Here is a 22,402-nt window from a genome sequence, read left to right as displayed (position 1 = left end):
AGGGGCGAAGCACCAACATGCTTCGCCCCTTTCGTTTATCCGCTGGCCGCTAAGATAATGGCTTTGCGGTCGGCTTCGCCTGCGAGATCAATCCGCACGGTGGTGCCGTTGCGGGCCGGCTTGCGCAAAGCCTTGGCCCCTTCCGGATCAACCACCAGCAATCGCTTCTCCTCCAGCGCCTGAAGCCTCGACCGTGAGATGCCGAGCTCGCCGGCAAGCAAACGGTCAAGCCGCAGCGATGTCGGCATTTCAAGCGCGAGCCTGAGTTCGAGTGCGCTTGCACGTTCGCCCTCGTCGCCGAGCCTCTGTTTGTGAACGGCGACGTCGGAAAACTCCTCGACGCGTCCGACCCGGCTTCGCAGCGTCACGACATCGAAGGCGTGGCGGCGGGCGAGGGCCGGGTCGTTGCTTTCAAGGGCGGCCAGCAGCGCCGGTTCGATGTCGCGGCGGTTGCAGCGTTCGAAAATGCCGAAATTCCACGAATTGTCGCAGTCGATACAGCGATAGATCAGCCAGACGTCGATTCGCTTGCCATTGGCGTTGACGCGGAATTTGTCGCTGCAGCAATAGGCTTTCACGGCGCCGCAGCGGTTGCAGTTGACGAGAGGTCGAGGTGCGATTTCGGGCGCAATCGCCCAGTGGATGCGCAAAGTGCCGGACATGCCGATAAGCCCTTCCCGTCGGGAAGTTCTTCAGGCCGGCGATGTCGAGATGCCCATGCGGGCACGGCGTGGCGAGAGCTAGCTTGGTCGGAGGTCAGGTGTCACGGGCGGAGCCACGCGACAGCGGTTCAGCAGTGCCAAACCGGTCTCGAACCGCCGCCTGAGGAACACGTGAAAATGAAGCAGGCACCGCTGATGCGGCGCCCTGCCAGGTGTGAACAGGGGAGTTGGCGAGACCGGCGGTTACTGAGGCAAAGTGAAGCTCGAACTGGATGTCGGGACGGCTCTTCTAGCGACAAGATGCCACGCGGGCAAGGCTCATAGCGGGTGTTCCGCCATGCTCAGGCGAAGGCGATCTGCACCTTCATGGATTGGGTGCGGTCGCCGGCGATCTCGAACGCCGCAACCGCCTCGTCCATCGGATAGATGCCGGTCAGCAGCGGCTTGACGTCGACACGACGGTTGTTGATCAGGTCGACGGCCAGCGCGAACTCGTCGTGGAAACGGAAGCTGCCACGCATCTCGATCTCCTTGGCGACGATGAGATTCTGCGGCAAGGACATGTCGCCGCCAAGGCCGAGTTGAACAAGCACGCCGCGCGGCTTCAGCACGTCGAACCCCGCCCGCACCGCGCGCTCGTTGCCGGAGCACTCGAACATCACGTCGAAACTGCCCTTTTCGATGTTGTAGGCGGCGAGGCTGGCGCCGTCGGTGGCGACATTGATGGTGCGGTCGGCGCCGATCTCACGGGCCTTGACCAGAACGGCGTCCATGACATCGGTGGCGACGATCTCGCGCGCGCCGTGGACGCGCGCAGCCAGGATGCAGAGCGCGCCGATCGGCCCGCTGCCGGTGACCAGCACCCGCTTGCCTAGCAGCGAGCCGGCGCGGTTCACGGCGTGCAGCGTCACCGCGAAGGGCTCGGCGAAGGCAGCTTCGTTGATGGAGACATGGTCCGCTATTTTGTGGCATTGCCAAGCCTCGGCGACGAGGCGCTGGCGGAAGGCGCCCTGTATATGCGGCATCGGCATGGCGCTGCCGTAAAAGCGCATGTTGCGGCATTGGTTCTGCATGCCTTGCAGGCAGTAGCGGCAGGCATTGCAGGGCCGGCTGGGCGAAATCGCGACACGGTCGCCAACGGCGAGGCTTGAGACACCAGCGCCAAGCGCCCTCACCGTGCCGGCGACCTCATGTCCCAGGATCATCGGCTCGCGCAGGCGCACGACGCCGAAGCCGCCATGATTGTAATAGTGCAGATCCGAGCCGCAGATGCCGCCGGCTTCGACTGAAATCTCGACCTGTCCGGCGCCCGGCGTGCCTGGATCGGTCTCCTCGATGCGAAGGTCTTTTGCCGCGTGGATGACGATTGATTTCATGGCCGCGATCCTTTCTCAAACCATAGGTGCGGGCAAGGTGCGAGCGCTGAGATTGTCGCGCGCCGCAGGACTTGGGTTCCTCGCTCCCGCCAGAGCGGGGGAGAGGTGGCCGCGAAGCGGTCGGAGAGGGGGCCCGCGACGCTGGCGAGCTTTCTTCGAAGTCCTGCGGAAGCCGAGCTTCCCGGCTTCGCCGAGCCACCTCTCCCCCCACTCGCGTGGGGGCGAGGAACCGCGTCTGCTTTGCCAAGCCGCCCGGAGTCGGGCTAATGTCGCTTGACCAAAACCGAGATCCTGCCATGCACCTCACCTCGCTGCTGATTTTCGCCGCCGCTCTCTTCGTCGCCGCCGGCTCGCCCGGCCCATCGATCGCAGCACTTGTCGCTCGCGTCATCTCGAAGGGCTTTCGCGATGTGTTTCCGTTCCTGCTCGCCATGTGGATTGGCGAGGGCATCTGGCTGTCGCTGGCGGTGTTCGGGCTGGCTGTCGTGGCGCAGACTTTTCATTTCGCCTTCGTCATCGTGAAATGGGTCGGTGTCGCCTACCTCGCTTATCTCGCGTGGAAGATGTGGACCGCACCGGTCGAGGCCAGGGAAGGCGAGATGCCGCGTGAAGATTCGGCGGTAAAACTGTTCTTCGCCGGCATGGCGGTGACGCTCGGCAATCCCAAGATCATGATGTTCTACTTGGCGCTGCTGCCGACGATCATCGACCTGGCTTCGGTCAGTGTCGTCGGCTGGGTCGAGCTGACTGCGACCATGGCGGTTGTCCTCATCGCCATCGATCTCGCCTGGGTGCTCGCGGCCTCGCAGGCGCGCAAGCTCCTGAAAAGCAAGCGCGCCATGAAGATCGCCAACCGCGTCAGCGCCACGACGATGGCCGGTGCTGCCGCGGCCATCGCGGCGCGGTCATAGGGCACGATCCGGAACCGAAGGACCGGGTCAGCGAAAAGCGAAACCCGGTTTGCTTTGGTCCCGAAGATCATGCTGGAACAAACGGCACGTCACATCATTTCGATGATCGGCGCGATCTCGACGCTGAAGGCCGGGTCCATCAGGATGGGACAGTCCTTGGCCTTGGCGACGGCATCGTTGATGTCCTTTGCTTCGACGATGGTGTAGCCGGCGGTGGGATTGCTGCCGCCATTGTTCTCGACCTTGCCGCCGGGCAGCACCATCTTCGACATGCCGACCGGATTGCCGCCGTCGACGACGGCCGAGCCGAGCTTGCCATACCAGTCCGTCCAGGCATCCGTTGCCGCTTTCCGTTCGGCCTCCTCGGTCGGCATCTTGCCCGAGCCATGATAGACATAGAGAAACTTCGCCATGTTCTCCTCCCTTGATCGGCAGCGTCGAACCGGCATGCGGCCGCGCCGCCCTGCGATATGCGGCCTTGCCGCAATCGTTGATCATCGGACCAGAATGGCGGAGACGCAATGAGAATGCGTAATCGCTAGTATATAGGTGCTGGCGGTCCGTCAGCGCGCCATGGCGTGGTATTCGTCGTTCGGGCGCATGTCGATCGCGGCGGCGACGCGGTTCGACATGTTGAAGAAGGCCGCCGTCGAGGCGATGTCCCAGATGTCGCGGTCGGTGAAGCCAGCCGCGCGCAACGCCGCCCGGTCGGCCTCGACGATCCTGGCCGGCTCCTCCGTCAGCTTGACGGCGAATTCGAGCATCGCCGTCTGCTTCTGCGAAAGCTCGGCGGCGCGGAAATTCATCACCATCATCTCGCCGAAAGCCGGGTCGCCGGAGAGCTGCCGCACCGCCGCGCCATGCGCGGTCAGGCAATAGTAGCAGTGGTTGATCGAGGAGACGACGACCGCGATCATCTCGCGTTCCAGCTTCGACAGGCCCGAATCGCCCAGCATCAGGTCGTTGTAGGTGTCGGTGAAGGCGCGCAGCTTCTTCTCGTCGAAGGCATAGGACAGAAGCACGTTGGGAACGAGGCCGAGCTTCTCCTCGCATTTGGCGAAGTAGGCTTTTGTCGCATCGCTGAGTTCGCCAGGGGCGAGGTCAAGTGCCGTGATCTTTCTGCTCATGCTGGCGGGGGTCTTGCCGGTCATGGGGGGCCGTTCTCCTCACTCGTCGCTGATATCAGCCAAAATTCCGAATAATCTTCGCAAGCCGTCAAACCTTTGTCGCCAAACAGCAGTCATCTGCTACCATAATCGCAAAAGCATATGACGGGAGGGAATAGCATCATGGCCAGCCTGAAAACCGCAAGCCAGCCGAAAAAGACGGCTCCGGCCAAGGCAAGCGCGGCAAGGACGAGCGAAAGACAAGGCGGACTCGCCGACTATCTTCTGGCGCGCGCGCCGGCCGAAGACGTCGCCGCCTACGATGCCGCCGATCTCGAACGCGCCGCCGATCTGGCCGGGCGCGCCGTCGCCAGGCACAAGAAGGGCGATTGCGTCGTCGCCATCGACGTCGACTCCGGCGTCGTGCGCCAGGGCCGGCCGCTGACGGTGATCACCGTCGTCAATGACAACATGCCGTTCCTATTCGATTCCATCCTCGGCGAGATTACCGAGAGTGCCGGCGAGCCGCTGCTGGTCACGCATCCGGTCATCGTCGTCAAGCATGGCAAAAGCGGCGTCGAGGAAATCCTCGGCGATGGCGGCTTCGCCAAGGGTGATCGCAGCCTTGACCGGCTGAGCGTGATTCATGTGCATATCGGCCGCCTTCCGGTCGACCAGGCCGAGGCTTTGGCCGGGCGGTTGAGGAAACTGCTGGGCCAGGTGCGCGCTGCCGTCACCGACTGGAAACCAATGCTGGCCCGCCTTGACCAGGCAATCCATGAATTCCGCTATGCGCCGGTGCCGCTCGACAAGGCCAGTGTAACCGAGGCCATCGCCTTCCTCGAATGGCTGCGCGACGACAATTTCACCTTCCTCGGCATGCGCGAGTTCAAATATACCGGTGGCGAAAAGAGCGGCACGCTGGAGCGCGCCGACAAGCCCGGCCTCGGCATCCTGTCCGATCCGGACGTGTTGGTGCTCAGGCGCGGCACGGAAGCGGTGACGACGACGCCGGAAATCCGCGCCTTCCTGCACGGGCCGGAACCGCTGATCGTCACCAAAGCCAACGCCAAGTCAGCCGTGCATCGCCGCATCTATCTCGATTACATCGGCGTCAAGACCTACACCGACAAGGGCACGCTTCTGGGCGAATTGCGCATCGTTGGCCTGTTCACCTCGACCGCCTACACGCGCTCGGTGATGAAGATTCCCTATCTCCGGTCGAAGGCCGAGACCATCATCGCCAAGTCCGGCTTCAATCCAGGCGATCATTCCGGGAAGGCGCTGATCAATGTGCTGGAGAGCTATCCGCGCGACGAGCTGTTCCAGGTCCCGGTGCCGATACTGCGGAAGCATGCCGAAGCCATATTGGGACTGGTGGAGAGGCCGCGGGTCAGGGCGCTGGTGCGCGCCGACCAGTTCGACCGCTTCGTCTCGATCCTGGTCTTCGTGCCGCGCGACCGCTACGACAGCGTCGTGCGCGAGAAGATCGGGGCGTACCTGAAGACGGCATTCGAAGGCCGCCTGTCGGCCTATTATCCAGCCTTCCCGGAAGGTGGCCTGGCGCGCGTGCATTTCATTATCGGCCGCTCCGGCGGCAAGAAACCGAAGATCGAGCAAGCCACCATCGAGGCGGCGATCCGCGACATCGTGCGCACCTGGGATGACGCGCTGCGCGAAACCGCGGCCGAGACCGGCGCCGACGCGGCGATGACCGCGATCGCCTCACGCTTTTCGGAAAGCTATCGCGACAGCTTCCCGCCGGCGGTGGCGCTGGCGGACGCTGGGCGCATCGCCAAGATCAGCCCGGCCAATCCGATCGCCATCGACTACTACCGCCATGGCGACCAGGAGCCGCAGCAGGCGTCGCTGAAGATCTATCACCACGGCAACCCGGTGGCGCTGTCCAGGCGTGTGCCGGTGCTGGAAAACATCGGCTTCCGCGTCATCAGCGAGCGCACCTTCGAGGTCGGTGACGATCCATCCAGAATGGTCTTCATCCACGACATGGAGCTCGAGAACAGCTACGGCAAGCCGATCGACCTCGGCGACGGCGGCGCGCTGTTCGAGGACGCCTTCCTGTCGGTCTGGCGCGGCGACGTCGACAATGACGGCTATAATGGCCTTGCCCAGACCGCCGGCCTGTGGTCGGACGAGGTCACCATCCTGCGCGCCTATGGCCGCTATCTGCAGCAGGCCGGCATTCCGCAGAGCCAGGATTTCATTGCCGCCGCACTCAACCGCTACCCCGACATTGCACGCGGCCTGCATGCGCTGTTCGTCGCCCGCCTCGGGCCGACGGCCGGGACGGAAGGCGTGGTGGCCGCCAAGCATCTCAAGGCCAAGATCAAGGACGCCCTGGAAGAGGTGCCCAATATCGATGACGACACCATCATCCGCCGCTACCTCAATCTGATCGAATCTTCGCTGCGAACAAACCATTTCGTCGCCGAAACGAAGGCGAGAGGCCAGTCGCTGGCGATCAAGCTGGACTCGCAGGCGGTCGAGGGTCTGCCGGCGCCGCGGCCATGGCGCGAGATTTTCGTGTACGGGTCCGAGGTCGAAGGCGTGCATCTGCGCTTCGGCCCGGTGGCGCGCGGCGGCCTGCGCTGGTCGGACCGCGCCCAGGATTACCGCACCGAGGTGCTCGGCCTGGTCAAGGCGCAGCAGGTCAAGAACGCCGTCATTGTGCCGGTCGGCGCCAAGGGCGGCTTTTTCCCCAAGCGCCTGCCCGCGGGCGGCAGCCGCGACGCCATCTTCGAGGCCGGCACCTCGGCCTACAAGAACTTCGTCTCCAGCCTGCTGTCGATCACCGACAATATCGGCCTGGATGGAGTGATCCCGCCTGCCGGCGTTGTCAGGCGCGACCCCGACGATCCTTATTTCGTCGTTGCTGCAGACAAGGGCACGGCGACCTTCTCCGACACTGCCAACGCAATCTCGGAGAAACACGGCTTCTGGCTCGACGACGCCTTTGCCAGCGGCGGCTCGGCCGGCTATGACCATAAGAAGATGGGCATCACCGCCAAGGGCGCCTGGGAAGCGGTGAAGCGGCATTTCCGCGAGATGAACCGCGACATCCAGACCTCGCCCTTCACCGTCGTCGGCGTCGGCGACATGTCGGGCGACGTGTTCGGCAACGGCATGCTGTTGTCGCCGCAGACCAGGCTGATCGCCGCCTTCGACCATCGCGACATCTTCATCGATCCCGATCCGGACAGGGTGGCGTCAATGGCCGAGCGCGAGCGCATGTTCGCGCTGCCGCGTTCGAGTTGGCAGGATTACGACAAGACCAAACTGTCGGAAGGCGGCGTGATCGTCTCGCGCAGCCAGAAGTCGATCACGCTACCCGCGGCAGCCGCCGCCGCGATCGGCCTCACCAAGACCACCGCGACCCCGGTCGAGATCATGACCGCCATCCTCAAGGCGAATGTCGACCTTCTGTGGTTCGGCGGCATTGGCACTTACTTGCGGGCATCGGGCGAAACCAATGCCGAAGTCGGTGACCGCGCCAATGACGCCATCCGCATCACCGCGCTCGACGTCCGGGCGAAAGTGATCGGCGAGGGCGCCAATCTCGGCGTCACGCAGCGCGCCCGCATCGAGTTCGGTATGAATGGCGGCCGCTGCAATTCCGACGCCATCGACAATTCGGGTGGCGTCAACTGCTCCGATGTCGAGGTCAACATCAAGATCGCGCTGGCCTCCGCCATGCGCAAGGGACTGCTGACCCGGCCTGCGCGCAACAAATTGCTGGCTGAAATGACCGACGAGGTCAGCGGGCTGGTTCTGTCCAACAATTACGAACAGACGCTGGCGCTTTCGATCGCGCGCAAGCGTGGCCTCGCCGACATCGCGCATCAGAGCCGCTTCATGACGGCGCTGGAGGCGCGCGGCCTGCTCGACCGTGCGGTCGAGACGCTGCCGTCGCCGGCAGCCCTTGCCGAGCGCGAGGCGCGCGGCGAGCCGCTGACCCGGGCCGAGCTCGGCGTGCTGCTTGCCTATGCCAAGATCGTGCTGTTCTCCGACATCGTCGCCAGCGACGTGCCGGACGATGCGCATTTCGACCGCGACCTGATGGGCTATTTCCCCGACCGGATGGCGAAGAAATACGCCACCGAAATCCATGGCCACCGTCTGCGCCGCGAGATCATCGCTCGCGTCGTCGCCAACGATCTCGTCAACCGCGGCGGCCCGTCCTTCGTCAACCGGCTGCAGGAAGCCACCGGCCGCAGTGCCGCCGACGTGGTGCGCACCTTCGCCGTGGTGCGCGATGGCTTTGGACTGCCGGCGCTCTACCGCGAGATCGACGCGCTCGACAGTCAGATCGATGGCCAGGCACAGCTCGACCTCTACCAGTCCGTCAGCCGGCTTATCTTTGTGACCAGCGGATGGTATCTGAAGAACGATGCGGGGGCCGCAGCGCTCGGCCAGCGCATCGCCGAATTGCAGGAGGCGCGCAAGGCACTGGAGCCGAAGCTCATCTCGCTGCTGCCGGGCTTCTCGCGCGAGCGGATCGAGGAGCGGCGGCACGGCCTGTTCAAGGTCGGCGCACCGGAAAAACTGGCCGAAAAGCTGGCGCTGGCCGATCTGGCGGAGCTGATCCCCGATATCGCACTGACGGCGCGCACGGCCAATGCCGACATCGTCGCGGCGGCCAAGGCGTTCTTCGCCGTCAGCGACGCCTTCCGCATTCCGCGCGTCGAAGAGGCGGCGCGGTCGATCACACCGTCGGATTATTACGACCAGCTGGCGCTGTCGCGTGCCACAGACACGATCGGCGCGGCGCGACGCGGCATCGCGGTCGCCGCTCTCACCGGCCATGCCGGCACGGCGGACCCGGTGGCCGCCTGGCTGGAGGCCGGCGGCGAGCGGGTGGCCCGCATCCGCGAGCGGCTGCAGGCGCTGACCGAAGGCGGCGACATCACCGTGTCACGGCTGTCGGTGGCGTCGGGGCTGATGAGCGATTTGACGGGGATGTGAGGCTTCGCAAGGCCTTGGGTTCCTCGCCCCCCCAAAGCGGGGGAGAGGTGGCCGCGAAGCGGCCGGAGAGGGGGCTTCGTGAGGCTGAGCCTTGACCAGTAAATCCAAACGTACGGCGCTTTTGCCCCTCTCCGTCTCGGCTTCGCCGAGCCACCTCTCCCCCACTTCGTGGGGGCGAGCAACCCGAGAGCAATGAGGTGGGGCAGCGCACGCTTGCTAATTGCATGAGCACTGGAAACATGCAGACATGGCGCCCGATACGGGCGGAGCAGGATCTTCAGCATGGCGGCGGTAGAAACAGTGCAGCGGGCATCGGGACGCGGCATCTGGGGATGGATGCTGTTCGACTGGGCGGCGCAGCCCTTTTTCACCGTCGTCACCACCTTTATCTTCGGCCCTTACTTCGTCTCGCGCATGGCCAGCGATCCCGAAAGCGGACAGGCCGCCTGGGGTTATGGCATCGCCGCTGCGGGCCTGGTCATCGCCGTCTTGTCGCCGATCCTCGGTTCGATTGCCGACCAGACCGGCCCTCGCAAGCCATGGATCGCCTTCTTCGCCTCGATCAAGATCATCAGTCTTTGCCTGCTGTGGTTCGCCGCTCCCGGTTCGAACCTTTTCCTGGTGGTGCTGTTCTTCTCTCTCGCATCAGTGGCGGCGGAGTTTTCGACCGTGTTCAACGATTCGATGATGCCGCGCCTGGTGCCGAAGAGCGAGATCGGCCACATCTCGAATATGGCCTGGGGCCTCGGCTATCTCGGCGGCATGATCGCGCTGATCTTTGTCGTCACCTGCCTGGCGGGTTCGGCGGAGACCGGCAAGACGATCATCGGCATCGAGCCGCTCTTCGGGCTCGACCCGAAACTCGGCGAGGACGCACGCGCCACCGGGCCGCTGTCTGCCGGCTGGTATTTCCTGTTCATCCTGCCGATGTTTTTCTTCACGCCGGACGCCATCAAAGGCATTCCGATTGGGCCGGCGGTCCGCGAAGGCCTGTCGGAGCTGAAGTCGACACTGACCGAAGTGCGCCAGCGCAGTGGCATCCTTCGCTTCCTTGTCGCTCGCATGATCTATCAGGACGGCGTCAACGCGCTGCTCGCCTTGGGCGGCACATTTGCGGCGGCGATGTTCCACTGGTCGATCACCGAGATCGGCATGTTCGGCATCATCCTCAATGTCGTCGCTATCGTCGGTTGCCTGGTTGCCGCGCGTCTCGACACCGCGCTCGGCTCCAAGACCATCGTGATGATTTCGCTCGTCATGCTCAGCCTCGCCACCATCGGCATCGTTTCGACCGGGCCGGGCTACACGCTGTTCGGCGCCTGGATGATGCCGGGAGCCGATAGCGGCGGCCTGTTCGGCACGGCGGCGGAAAAGGCCTACATCTTCTACGGCTTGTTGATCGGGCTGGCCTTCGGGCCGGTCCAGGCATCGTCGCGCTCCTATATGGCGCGCAGCGTGACCGCTGCCGAGTCCGGCCGCTATTTCGGCATCTATGCGTTGGCCGGAAGGGCGACCAGTTTCCTGGCGCCGTTCATGGTGGCGACGATTACGCTCGCCAGCGGCTCGGCGCGACTAGGCATGGCGGCGATCGTGCTGTTCCTCGGCGTGGGGATCGCGATATTGATCTGGACGCCGTATCCAGCGGATCAGCCGGTAGAGTGACTGCGTTCTTCCTTCCCCCACAAGGGGGAAGGGGAGAGGGCGCTCAATGCCTGAAATGCCTGACACCCGTAAACACCATCGCGATGCCATGCTCGTCCGCGGCGGCGATGACGTCTTCGTCGCGCATCGAGCCACCGGGCTGGATGACCGCTGTGGCGCCGGCTTCGATGGCTGAGATCAGCCCGTCGGCGAAGGGGAAGAAGGCATCGGAGGCAACCACCGAGCCTTTGGTCAGCGGCTCCGCCAGGCCAGCCGCTTCCGCGGCGTCGAGCGCCTTGCGGGCGGCAATGCGCGAGGAATCGACGCGGCTCATCTGGCCGGCGCCGATGCCGACCGTGGCGCCGTCCTTGGCGTAGACAATGGCGTTCGACTTGACGTGCTTGGCGATGCGGAAGGCGAATTTGAGATCGGCCATCTCAGCCGCTGTCGGCGCGCGCCTGGTCACCACCTTGAGTTCGAGATCGTCGACCACCGCATTGTCGCGGCCCTGGACGAGCATACCGCCGGCGACGGACTTCACCGTGGTGCCGGCAGAACGCGGATCGGGCAGGCCGCCGGTGACCAGCAGGCGCAAATTCTTCTTGGCGGCAACGATACGGATGGCGTCTTCCGAAGCGTTCGGCGCAATGATCACTTCTGTGAAGGTTTTGACGATCTCCTCCGCCGCCTCGGCATCGAGTATGCGGTTCATGGCGACGATGCCGCCAAAGGCCGAGACCGGGTCGCAAGCCAGCGCCCGTGCATAGGCCGCCGTCAACGAAGCGCCTTCGGCGACGCCGCACGGGTTGGCGTGCTTGATGATCGCAACCGCGGCGCAGCGGTTGGGATCGAACTCGCCGACCAGTTCGAAGGCGGCGTCGGTGTCGTTGATGTTGTTGTAGGACAGCTGCTTGCCCTGCAACTGGCGGGCCGTGGCGACGCCCGGCCGCTTGTCGCCATTGACGTAGAAGCCGGCGCCCTGATGCGGGTTCTCGCCATAGCGCATGACGCTCTCCAGCCGGCCGCCGAAAGCGCGCCAGGTCGGATGCTCGATCTCCAGCGTCTCGGCGAACCAGCCGGAAATCGCCGCATCGTAGGTCGCGGTGCGGGCAAAGGCCTTGGCCGCCAGTTTCTTGCGGAAATCCAGCGACAGCGAGCCGATGTTCATTTCCAGCGCATTCAACACCGAGGCGTAGTCGCCGGGATCGGTGACGATGGCGACATAGGCGTGGTTCTTGGCCGAGGCGCGGATCATCGCCGGACCGCCAATGTCGATGTTCTCGACGATCGCTGCATAGTCGGCGCCGGAGCGGCGGACCTCCTCGAACGGGTAGAGATTGGAGACGAGGAGATCGATTGGCTCGATGCCGTGATCGTGCATGGCCTTTGCATGTTCGGGATCGTCGCGCACGCCGAGCAGCGCGCCATGCACCGACGGATGCAGCGTCTTGACGCGGCCGTCCATGATCTCGGGAAAGCCGGTCAGCTCGGAAACGTCGCGCACGGCCAGCCCCGCATCGGCAATCGATTTTGCCGTGCCGCCGGTCGACACCAGCTCGACGCCGGCCGCGGCCAGGCCTTTGGCGAAGTCGATCAGGCCGGTCTTGTCGAAAACGGAAAGCAGGGCGCGGCGGATCGGAACGAGGTCAGGTGCCGGAATGTTCTTGGCGGCGACGGCCATGGGCTGGCGGCCTTTCAGGGCTGATTGGAGAGCGTTGCCGGGCCGTAGCACATAAGGTCAGGAAATCAAGCCGGAAGCTCGATCAAGCCGGTGCCGGCAACGACGCTCAGTTGTTCTCGGGGTAGCCGGCGATGCCGGTGCGCGTCAGCTGCCAATGGACTTCTGCAATCTCCGAGGCCTTGAAGGCAAGCACGATCTGGCGGCTGCGGCGCGGACCGCCGAGGCCGGCGAAATAGATCGATTCCTCCACCTCCGGCGCCACCTCGGTGCAGGTGAACACCCAGGTGTCGGCCTCGTCGGCGGTTAGCACCAGGCGGTCATGCTCGTCTTGCAGCAGGTTGATGTCGGGATGAATGTGGAAGCGCACCACGACGAAGTCGCGGCCATTGTTGCGGATCGCCGCACCGCCGGGGCGCAGGAAGCGGTCCCGTCCGGCAAGCACATTGCCCTCGCTCGACAGTTTCAGCTCACGCTCATGCTGGAAGCCAAAGCGCTGGACGTAGCCGTCATGGCGGGCGATGAAGCCTTGCGCGCCCTTCTGGTCGATGCGCTTGCACGGCACATGCTGCGGGCCACCGAGCAATGGGGTGCCGAGCAGGTCGTTGACGCGCAGCGAATGGGAAAACCGCGCCGACGAGGTGTCGTTGATGGTGGCGGTCGAATGCGCCGCGGTGGCGCGGGCCAGCGGCCGGAATTCGGCGGCGCCATAGGTGTCGATACCGGCATTGACGACATAGTGCTGGCGGCCCGAGGACAGTTCGAAGGCCAGGCAGCCGGCATGCGCAGCGTTGGAGACGTCGATGGGCGGCGACGCGCCGGTATCGGCAATGACAGTCACGCCGCCCATAGACAGCCGCTCATAGCCCGAATGCGGTGCATGCAGCAGCGGTGCGCCGGCGGTGTCGTCGTGGCGCAATATGGTGGCGATGCGGTCGTGGATGGTTGCGCCCATGCCGTTGAAGCGGGCGAGGCTGCCGTCCTGGTGACGGAAGAAGCGTAGCGCCGGCAGCATGCGGTCGATGGCACCCATAAGTGCTGCCGGTGGCGTTTCGGCCTGGTTGGCATAGGTCTGGCGCAGCGGCAGAAGGTCGGCAAGCAGTTCCAGCACCGCCATCGGGTTGCGCGAAATATGGCCGCCGTCGGGAAGGATCTGGCGGTCGAGTTCTTCCGCCAGATTGCGGGTGGCGCCGCGCAGTGCCGAGGCCGGCGCCGGCAGCGACAGCGCGGCGAAGGCAAGCGCGATGCGGGCGCGCAGCCTGTCCTTGCCATCCGGCATTTCGCGCGCCATCGAGCGCAGATAGCGGATCTGCACAGCGAGCGATTTCAGGAAGGCGCGATAGAACGGAAACTCGGCCCCTTGTAGGACAACCGAGGAATGTTGGAGCCAGGCGATGACGCGCTTGGCGGTGGTGCCGGGCTCCCAGGCGATGCCGGAAATCTGGTTGCCGTGCATGGCGATCCAGTCGGAAACCAGCGCGCGGGCGTTGGCTGCGGCCAGCTCGGTGCCGGCGGCGCGCATGTGGCGCAGCCAACGGAAACCGTGCAGCGTTTTCACCCAACCACGATTGGCAACGTCGATCTGGAACGGCGATTTGCCGCCGGTCTCGACCAGATGGCCCGACAGCGGATAGCGGCCGTAATAGATTTCGAGCGCGATCTGCGGGTCGGCGAGCCTGAGATCCGGCGGCGCAATCAGGACGCGCTCCGGCGTGCGTCCGGAATAGCGCCAGCGATAGACTGGCCCTGCCCGCAGGCGCCGGCGCGTCTTGCGCCAAAACTCCTTAGCGACAAGCGTCCACAGACGTGTCGTACTGCCGGCAGCCAGTGCCAAAACCCCTCCTCGTCGTCCACTTCCCAAGCACAAGCTTATATGATTCAAGAACTTATGCGAAGTCGAATTCGGCCGACGTGAAGGGCTTCACGCTGCCGGCGGCCGGTCAACTCCGAAAAAAGTCGAGCGATTTCCGGGGGTAAGCCCGACAATCCGGCACTCACTTGCGGTTGTGACGCGGTTGATCACCAAGGTCTGCGGTCGGCAACCTGAACCGACGACCCTAGGCCGCGCGCCGCATGCGGGCGGCGAAGAAGCCGTCCAGGCCGGAAATCCCCGGCGAACCTAGGTCGAAATCGGCGGGCGTTGTGCGCAGCGTGCCCTGGCTGGTCAGGAAAGCATCGATGCCGTCGATCTCGCCCGGCTGCAATGGATCGTCGGCGATGGTTCTGTTTCCGGCCAGAAAGACGCGATAAAGATCTTCGCCTTCGATAGGGTCGAGCGAGCAGTTGGAAAAAACAATCCGACCGCCCGGTTTGACCAAGGTGACGGCGCGGGCGAGCAGCCTTGCCTGCAGGTCGGCGAGCTTTTCGACGTCGGCCATGGTCTTCGTCCACGGCACGTCGGGATGCCGCCGCACCGTGCCGGTGGAAGAGCAGGGCGCGTCGAGCAGCACGGCGTCGAACAGCTCCGCCGGCTGGTATTTCAGCAGATCGGCCTGGACGATGTCCACTGACAGGCCGAGCCGTTCGAGGTTGTGGGTCAGCCGCGCCAGCCGGTTCTTCGAGTTGTCGACGGCGGTGACTTTTGCGCCGGCAAGGATCAGCTGGGCGGTCTTGCCGCCCGGGGCGGCGCAGAGGTCGGCGATGCGCAGGCCTTTGACCTCGCCGAACAGCCGCGCCGGAAAACTGGCGGCGGCGTCCTGAACCCACCAGGCGCCGTCGCCGAAGCCGGGCAGTTCGGTGACGGAGGCACTGAGCTTTTCCACTCGGATCGTGCCGGTCGGCAGCACGATGCCGCCGAGCTTTTCAGCCCAGAGTTCGGGATCGGCCTTGACGGTGAAGTCGACCGGCGCCTCGACCCGGTGAGCAGCGAGAATCTGCTTCGTCTTGTCGGCGCCATAGGCGGCCTTCAGCCTATCGGAGAACCACTTTGGCGCTTCGTCGGTGGCGGCGAGGGCTGCCGGCAGTTCGGTTTCCTTGGCGCGTGCCAACGTGCGCAGCACGCCGTTGACGAGGCCGGAAAAGCGCTGCGTGCGGGGATCGGACTTGGCGTGGGTCACGGCAAGGTCGACGGCGGCGCTGTCGGGAATGTCGAGGAACAGGATCTGCGCCGCTGCGACATGGAGGACGTGCGACAGAGCCGTGGCGTTGGGTGGCAGCGGCTTTTCGAGGCGCTTGGCCAAAAGCCCGGCAATCGTCATGCGGTAGCGCAGCGCGGTGACCAGTATGGCGCGCACCAGGCCACGGTCGCGCAGGTCGAGCGCCTTGTATTGCGGATGGCCGTTCTCGTGGTCGGTCAGCCCGTCGAGCGGCGTGCGCGCATCGATGACAGCAGCGAGCAGCCGCGCCGCCGCCTTGCGCGCGGCAAGGCCGGCGACGGGCTCGCCTGCGTTGTCTTCACGATCGCCTGAATGTGCGGGCCGGCGTCTGGCTTCGCTCACGACCACGGACCTTTGGGTCCGGTCGGGTTGCGGCCCCACGGGTTGGGCTTTGGCTGTTCCGGTTCGGCCGGCGGCGCGGGCCGCGCCGGCCTGCCCCATGGGCCTTGATGGTCATCGGAGTGCAGTTCTTCGGTGGGCACGGGCGCCTGGCGCGGCACCGGCTGGTTGGTGCGGCCAGCCATGTCGCGCGCCATCTCTTGCAGCGCGGCGATGCGGTTGTCGGTGTTCGGGTGGGTCGAAAACAGGCTGTCCATGCGCTCGCCGTGAAGGGGATTGATGATGAAGAGATGCGCGGTCGCGGGGTTGCGTTCGGCATCCAGGTTGCGGATGCGTTCTGCGCCGCGAGCGATCTTGTCAAGCGCTGATGCCAGCCAAAGCGGATTTCCGACGATTTCAGCACCCCGCCTGTCGGCCTCGTATTCGCGCGTGCGGCTGACCGCCATCTGCACGATCATGGCGGCGAAGGGCGCGACCAGCATCGCCACCAGCACGCCGACAAAGCCGAACGGATTGTTGTTGTCGCGGCTGCCGCCGAAGAAGAAGGCGAAATTGCCGAGCATCGAGATGGCGCCGGCGAGCGTGGCGACGATGGTCATGGTCAGCGTATCGCGGTGCTGGATGTGGGCGAGCTCATGCGCCATGACCGCCGCCACTTCCTCATGCGAAAGGCGCTCCAGCAGGCCAGTCGAGGCCGCGACGGCGGCGTTCTCGGGATTGCGGCCGGTGGCGAAGGCGTTGGGCTGCGGGTTGTCGATCAGATAAGTCTTCGGCATCGGCAGGCCGGCCTGCTTGGCCAGCGCCTCGACGATGGCGTAAAATTCGGGCGCATTCCTGGCGTCGACCTCGACGGCGTGGTTCATCGACAACACCATCTTGTCGGCGTTCCAATAGCTGAACAGGTTGGTGCCGGCGGCGACCAGGAAGGCGATCATCATGCCGCCGGTGCCGCCGATCAGAAAGCCGACGCCCATGAACAGCGCCGTCATTGCGGCCAGAAGCATGGCGGTGCGTAGCGTGCTCATCGTCTGCTCCGTTTGCGGCCGTGGCAAAAAGGGGTCGATCCGGGTGTCATCATCGCTATATGATGGGAAACGCCGCCTCTCGTTTCAATCCGCCGGAACTATCGCATGACCGACGAAACCAGCAAAGCCGACGCCGATCCGGATGGCGCTGCGCCTCCGAAGGACCTGACACCCGCCGCCCGCCGCGCGCTGGCAGAGGCCAAGGCGCGCCGTGACGAGTATCGCCAGAAGGAAGCTGCGCTGCCCAAGGAAATCGGCGGCCGCGGCGGCAAGGAACCCGGCCGCTACGGCGACTGGGAAATCAAAGGCCTGACCAGCGATTTCTGAGGATATGCCGGGATTCAGGTGATGCCGGCCTGCGAACAACCGCTTCCTCCGCTTCCGGTACTCACGGACCCGAAAGTCCGCTCCGTTCCGGTTCTCGGAATCGATTGTTCTCGACCCGGCCTGACCTGAATCGCGACATTTCCTAGGCGCTAGTTTAGGCCGCGCTGCGCTGCGGCTCCAGCGTCATCCAGCCGCCGTCATCGATGCCGATGGAGACGGTGTCGTAGCCGGCAATCGCGGTGTGCAGTGTCGCCATCGGGTGCTGGTGGGTGGCGCTGATCACCATCACCGACGCTCCCGCCGCCTCGGCGGCGGCGATGCCGGCCGGCGCGTCCTCGAAGACCAGGCAGTCGCCGATATCGACGCCGAGCCGTTTTGCCGCCAGCAGGAAACAGTCGGGCTCCGGTTTGCCGTGCGAAACGTCCTCGCCCGTGACCATCAGGGCCGGAACCGGGATGCCGGCCGCCTGCATGCGCAGCAGCGCCAGCGGGCGCGGCGCCGAGGTGACGATCGCCCAGCGCTCGGGCGGCAAAGCGTTGAGAAACGGTACGGCGCCGGCGATCGGCAGCACGCCTTCGACATCGTCCGACTCGGCCTGCAACAGTACATGCGCCTCATGCACCGGATCGACGCCGGGAAGCGCCAGCCTGGCGATGGTCTCGACGGCGCGCACGCCGTGGATCGTCGGCAGGAAGTTTTCGACGTCGAGACCATGCCTAAGCGCCCACGCCGCCCAGACCCGCTCGGCCGAAGCAATCGAATTGAGCACCGTGCCATCCATATCGAAGAGGAAGGCGGCGAATCTTCTGCCTGCAAACATAAGATTTTCCAACGGGGTCAGGGAGCGTTTCAGGAGGGTCATGTCGTTCGACCGTAACGTCGCCACGCCTGCCTGGGAAGGCGTGGGCGGTCCTTTTCGATAGTTCCAGGGAACCATGGTCCCGCTTCTGGCGTTTGAGCAAAACTGTTTTCCACGAGATCGAGGGGGACTTGCGATGCTGATCCGGCTTGGCTACGAAATCGCCATTGACTGCGTGGACGCCACGCCGGTCATCTCGCTTCTCGAGATCCATGCGGACCGGCAGGCCGACATCAAGCGGCAGACGCGCGTGCTGACCTCGCCTTCGGTGCCGAGCAAGGTCTATCACGACCTGTTCGGCAATGCCTGCCGCCGCTTTGTCGCGCCCGCCGGCAATTTCCGTATCCTCTACGACGCTGCCGTCGAGGACAGCGGCGAGCCCGATGCGGTCAACACGCTGGCCAGGGAAGTGCCTGTGGCCGAACTGCCGGACGATGTGCTCGGCTATCTCCTCGGCAGCCGCTATTGCGAGACCGACCATCTGAGCGGGCTGGCCTGGCAGCTTTTCGGCCATCTGCCGTCCGGCTGGGCGCGGGTGCAGGCGATCGTCGACTATGTCCATAACCGGCTGTCCTTTGGCTATGGCTATGCCCGTCCGACGCGTACGGCCGCACAGGCGAATGAGGAGCGGGTCGGAGTCTGCCGCGACTTCGCCCATCTGGCGATCACGCTGTGCCGTTGCATGAACATCCCGGCCCGCTATGTGAACGGCTATCTCGGCGACATTGGCGTGCCGGTCGATCCGGCGCCGATGGATTTCTCGGCCTGGATGGAAGTCTACCTCGACGGCAAGTGGTACACGTTCGACCCCCGCCACAACACGCCCAGGATCGGCCGCGTCGTCATCGCGCGCGGCCGCGACGCCACGGATGTGCCGCTGCTGCACAGTTTCGGCCCGCATCGGCTCAGCCTGTTCAAGGTCTGGACCCATGAGCAGGAAGGCAAGCTGTTCAATCCGCCCTATCACGGCGTCGACAAGACCGTCAGCGCGCACATGCTCGCATAGAGCGGTTCTTGGCCCGGATTCTGATCCGCTTCGACACACTGCATCCTCCGGACATCTGTGCCGGATCGGGACCGGCATTCGGCACGCAGTGGATCATGGTAAGCACTTCGTAAACGAAGTCGCTTGCGTGAATTTCCGTTTACCGCCCGTTCACTTTGCTGCGATGCAGAACCCAGCAAAAACAACGGCTTGAATGATAGTTGGCTGCTTTCGCGGAGGCAACCGCGCGATCCGGCCGGAATCCTGCATTGGCCTTCCTGCGGCGACTGGGCCGAGGCGAACGGAGGCTGAAGGATGCGGAATTACGGGGGTCTTATTCAGGCGGCGGGTGTTTTCACCAGGGATCGCAGTGGAAGTTTCGCGGTGCTGTTCGGCCTTGCCGCTTCGGTCCTGGCGCTCAGCGTCGGCTTTGCCGTCAACATCTCCCAGATTTACAACGCCAAATCGAGCCTGCAGGGCGTGGTCGATGCCGCTGTCACCTCGACCGCGCGCGACCTGACCACCGGGGTGATCAGGGAAGCCGATGCCAACAAGTCGGTGCAGGCCTTTCTCGACGGCAACAGCATGGCCGGCATACTGCAACCCAACCAGATCGTTCTCGACAAGCTCACCGTCGACAGGACCGCCAACACGGTCACGGCCGACGCCCACGTCGATGTCGGGCTCTACTTTCCGCTGTTCAGCGTCGGCGACATGCAGCGCGTCGGTGCTTCCACCTCCGCGCTCTATTCGGACAAGCAGGTCGAGATCGCCATGATGCTCGACATAACGGGATCGATGGCGAAGCGGGGCAGTGTCGACAAGATCGGCGATCTGAAGGCTGCCGCGAAAAACGCCGTCCAGACGATGCTGCGGAACCAGGATCCGAAGAACCCCCGCATCCGCGTCGCGATTGTGCCTTACGCATCTGGCGTGAACGCCGGCAAGCTGGCGGAAAACGTCTATGCCGAGAAGGCAGGCAGTTCTGACCTGCCGCCGGTCGCCGGCAGTTCGCTTCTCGTCGCCAAGACGGGCAAGAACCTGCTGCCGTCCTTCAGCGACTATATATCCATTGTTGGCGCGGCGGTGCCAAACCCCGATAATTGCGGCACGGAGCGCAAGGACAAAAACGGCAATGCCGATTTGAGCGCCGATGGCCCGGATACGATTCGCACGGACAAGAGCGGCAAGAAATATTATGCCCTGGTCAACCGGGATGATCATCTCGGTGGCGGAGGCATGAACAGGTGCCCCGATGCGGAAGTGATCCCGCTGACCGCCGATTCCGGGGTATTGCTCGATGCGATCGACGACTTCCGGGCCGATGGTTATACGGCCGGCGCGATCGCCATTCAGTGGACCTATTATATGCTGTCGCCGCAATGGCGTACCGCGATCAAGAATGCGGGTCTCGGCAAGGGTGCGGCGGATGCCAATGCCAAGAAGATTGCCAAGGTCGCGATCCTGATGACCGATGGCCAGTTCAACACCGCCTTCGCCGGCGCCGCCGGCAACTACAACAGCCAAGGCAACCTTACGCGCAGCAACGCCCAATCACTGTGCGGCAATATGAAAAATGACGGCATCGAGATTTTCACCATCGGCTTTGATCTAAACGACAAGGCCATGTCGGCAACCGAGCGAGACCAGGCAAAGGCGGTGCTGAAGGACTGTTCGTCGAAAGACACTTCCGCCGCCAATCATTATTTCGAGGCGTCCACCGGAGCAGAATTGGACGCTGCCTTTCAGGAAATCATCAGCAACACCGAAAAGGTCGCACTGACCCAGTAACGCTCCAAAGGAAAAGGCCGCCGCTTCTTGACGAAGCCGGCGGCCTTCCGTGTTTCCGTCCATGGCGCGGCCGATGGCGGCGACCGAAGTCACCCACCGCGCTTCTCGCGCCTTAACGGGAAGACTGCTTCCCGAAAGTGCAATCCGCTGAGGCCACGTTCTGGAAAACGAAATCACTCGACATCGGATCACCTCCTTTCGATTTGTTGAACACACCGTCATGATGGGGTGCGTCGCAGCAAAAGACAAGATGCCGGTTTGAAATAGCCGGCGGGCTGGCTTTTCCGGGCCGGGTTGCGATCGGCCGTCCAGCCGGGCAAACTCCCGCTGGGAGACCAGCATTCGGAGGAATGGCATGGAGGCAGCCGAGAAGGCCGCGCGTATCGTTCGCACGGTGATCGAGACGCTGAAGCCGGGTTTTGCCGTCAGGCTGTGGACCGGCGAGCGGATCGGCCCTGCCACCGGTCCGGTGCTGACCATCAACGACCAGGACATCGTCTGGCAGGTGGTGAAGCGTCCATCGTTGTCGACACTGATCGAGATGTGGATTTCCAAGACGATAGATATCGAAGACGGGACGATTTTCGATTTCTACGCCCTGCCGTCGCAAGGCAAGCTCAGAACCAAGATCAAGTCGCTGCCGAAGCTGGCGATCCTGCGCGACCTGCCGGCGGTGCTCTTGTCACGCAAACAGATGAGTGCGCGGACCGATCTGTCGGGGCGCAACCCCTATGTCAGCGGCTCGAGCCAGGAGGCGATCCAGCATCACTACGACATTTCGAATGCCTTCTACCGGCTCTTCCTCGACGAGCGCATGGTCTACAGCTGCGGCTACTTTACGGATTTCGCCAACGGCATCGATCAGGCGCAGGCCGACAAGCTCGACCATATCTGCCGCAAACTCCGGCTGAAGCCGGGCGAAAAGCTGCTCGACATTGGCTGCGGCTGGGGCGCCATGCTGATCCATGCGGCAAAGCATTACGGCGTCGTTGGCCACGGCGTGTCGCTGTCGCAGGCGCAGACCGATCTTGCCCGCGAGCGCATCCGCGCCGAGGGGCTGGAAGACCGCGTCACCATCGAGATCAAATCCTATGCGGAGCTCGAAGGCAGCTTCGACAAGATATCCTCGATCGGCATGTTCGAGCATCTCGGGCTCGCCAACCACGCCACCTATTTCAAGACCATCCATCGCCTGCTCAAGCCGGGCGGCATCTACCTGCACCACGCCATCACAAGGCGCAGCAAGGGAGATTTGAAGAAGACCTTGCGCAAGGGGCCGGAGTTCAAGGCGCTGCTCAAATACATTTTCCCCGGCGGCGAACTCGACACGATCGGCATGACGCTCGGCAATTTCGAGGCGCATGGCTTCCTGGTCTATGACGTCGAGAATTTGCGCGAACACTATGCGCGCACCTGCCGGCTGTGGGCCGAACGGCTGCAGGCCCGTTTCGACGAAGCGGTCGCCGAAGTCGGAGAGGCCAAGGCGCGGCTGTGGCTGCTCTATCTCACCGGCTGTTCGATCACCTTCGAGCGCGCCTCGGCACAGATTTTCCAGACCGTCGTCACCAAACGCGCGCGCGGCCCGAGCGGCCTGCCGCCGACACGGGCGGACTTGTATCGTTAG

16 protein-coding genes are annotated in these 22,402 nt (G+C 64.1%); 7 read left to right on the top strand and 9 right to left on the bottom strand.

All coding sequences use genetic code 11. The features are described 5' to 3' along the window. Window positions 1-35: 35 nt before the first annotated feature. Both AC1D1N_RS02350 and AC1D1N_RS02345 read right to left on the bottom strand, forming a co-directional pair. Window positions 36-662 carry a DUF1062 domain-containing protein gene (locus AC1D1N_RS02350; protein WP_477346352.1) on the bottom strand — a complete coding sequence of 209 codons (627 nt, stop codon included), beginning with the start codon at window positions 660-662 and terminating at the stop codon, window positions 36-38. A 341-nt stretch (window positions 663-1,003) separates the two neighbouring features. Beyond that, entirely contained in the window at window positions 1,004-2,038 is a 1,035-nt protein-coding gene (locus AC1D1N_RS02345; RefSeq protein WP_477346350.1) for an L-idonate 5-dehydrogenase, read from the bottom strand. A 296-nt stretch (window positions 2,039-2,334) separates the two neighbouring features. On the opposite strand from AC1D1N_RS02345, the gene AC1D1N_RS02340 reads away from it, so the two are divergent. After that, a complete protein-coding gene (locus tag AC1D1N_RS02340; protein ID WP_477347357.1) occupies window positions 2,335-2,949 on the top strand; it encodes a LysE family translocator in 615 nt (204 codons plus the stop codon). Window positions 2,950-3,038: 89 nt separating this feature from the next. Here AC1D1N_RS02340 and AC1D1N_RS02335 read toward each other — a convergent pair whose 3' ends face one another. Then, a complete protein-coding gene (locus AC1D1N_RS02335) occupies window positions 3,039-3,362 on the bottom strand; it encodes a YciI family protein (protein WP_352586569.1) in 324 nt (107 codons plus the stop codon). 150 nt (window positions 3,363-3,512) lie between these two features. Then, a complete protein-coding gene (locus AC1D1N_RS02330; protein ID WP_477347355.1) occupies window positions 3,513-4,076 on the bottom strand; it encodes a peroxidase-related enzyme in 564 nt (187 codons plus the stop codon). Window positions 4,077-4,238: 162 nt separating this feature from the next. On the opposite strand from AC1D1N_RS02330, the gene AC1D1N_RS02325 reads away from it, so the two are divergent. Next, a complete protein-coding gene (locus AC1D1N_RS02325) occupies window positions 4,239-9,038 on the top strand; it encodes an NAD-glutamate dehydrogenase (protein WP_477346348.1) in 4,800 nt (1,599 codons plus the stop codon). Between the two features lie 282 nt (window positions 9,039-9,320). After that, the gene (locus AC1D1N_RS02320; RefSeq protein WP_477346346.1) at window positions 9,321-10,700 is read left to right on the top strand and encodes an MFS transporter; all 1,380 of its coding nucleotides are present in this window, start codon (window positions 9,321-9,323) and stop codon (window positions 10,698-10,700) included. Window positions 10,701-10,743: 43 nt separating this feature from the next. Here the strand turns inward: AC1D1N_RS02320 and purH are convergent, their stop codons facing one another. The 4 genes from purH to htpX form a co-directional block, all read right to left on the bottom strand. Continuing rightward, window positions 10,744-12,360, bottom strand: coding sequence for a bifunctional phosphoribosylaminoimidazolecarboxamide formyltransferase/IMP cyclohydrolase (purH, locus tag AC1D1N_RS02315; protein WP_477346344.1), 1,617 nt, complete (start codon window positions 12,358-12,360; stop codon window positions 10,744-10,746). A gap of 106 nt (window positions 12,361-12,466) precedes the next feature. Further along, window positions 12,467-14,191 carry a heparinase II/III family protein gene (locus AC1D1N_RS02310; RefSeq protein WP_352586573.1) on the bottom strand — a complete coding sequence of 575 codons (1,725 nt, stop codon included), beginning with the start codon at window positions 14,189-14,191 and terminating at the stop codon, window positions 12,467-12,469. 223 nt (window positions 14,192-14,414) lie between these two features. After that, a complete protein-coding gene (locus AC1D1N_RS02305; RefSeq protein WP_436262393.1) occupies window positions 14,415-15,794 on the bottom strand; it encodes an RsmB/NOP family class I SAM-dependent RNA methyltransferase in 1,380 nt (459 codons plus the stop codon). Next, window positions 15,791-16,816, bottom strand: coding sequence for a zinc metalloprotease HtpX (gene htpX, locus AC1D1N_RS02300; protein ID WP_436262392.1), 1,026 nt, complete (start codon window positions 16,814-16,816; stop codon window positions 15,791-15,793). The genes AC1D1N_RS02305 and htpX overlap by 4 nt, the downstream gene beginning before the upstream one ends. Window positions 16,817-16,921: 105 nt before the next feature. Here htpX and AC1D1N_RS02295 point away from each other — a divergent pair, with 105 nt between their 5' ends. Continuing rightward, window positions 16,922-17,143: a DUF1674 domain-containing protein gene (locus AC1D1N_RS02295; protein WP_477346341.1), complete on the top strand. Its 222-nt coding sequence runs from the start codon at window positions 16,922-16,924 to the stop codon at window positions 17,141-17,143. A 154-nt stretch (window positions 17,144-17,297) separates the two neighbouring features. Here the strand turns inward: AC1D1N_RS02295 and AC1D1N_RS02290 are convergent, their stop codons facing one another. Next, the gene (locus tag AC1D1N_RS02290; RefSeq protein WP_477346339.1) at window positions 17,298-17,963 is read right to left on the bottom strand and encodes an HAD-IA family hydrolase; all 666 of its coding nucleotides are present in this window, start codon (window positions 17,961-17,963) and stop codon (window positions 17,298-17,300) included. A gap of 175 nt (window positions 17,964-18,138) precedes the next feature. Here AC1D1N_RS02290 and AC1D1N_RS02285 point away from each other — a divergent pair, with 175 nt between their 5' ends. The 3 genes from AC1D1N_RS02285 (at window position 18,139) to AC1D1N_RS02275 (ending at window position 22,402) form a co-directional block, all read left to right on the top strand. Then, a complete protein-coding gene (locus AC1D1N_RS02285) occupies window positions 18,139-19,008 on the top strand; it encodes a transglutaminase-like domain-containing protein (protein WP_477346338.1) in 870 nt (289 codons plus the stop codon). A gap of 294 nt (window positions 19,009-19,302) precedes the next feature. Continuing rightward, window positions 19,303-20,778 carry a TadE/TadG family type IV pilus assembly protein gene (locus tag AC1D1N_RS02280; RefSeq protein ID WP_477346336.1) on the top strand — a complete coding sequence of 492 codons (1,476 nt, stop codon included), beginning with the start codon at window positions 19,303-19,305 and terminating at the stop codon, window positions 20,776-20,778. A 355-nt stretch (window positions 20,779-21,133) separates the two neighbouring features. After that, complete coding sequence (locus tag AC1D1N_RS02275; protein WP_477346334.1) at window positions 21,134-22,402, top strand: class I SAM-dependent methyltransferase; 1,269 nt, start codon at window positions 21,134-21,136, stop codon at window positions 22,400-22,402.

This window comes from Mesorhizobium sp. P2_B5 (assembly GCF_056404775.1).
Note: the sequence above shows the minus strand (reverse complement) of the source record. Positions and strands in the feature narration are given on the sequence as shown.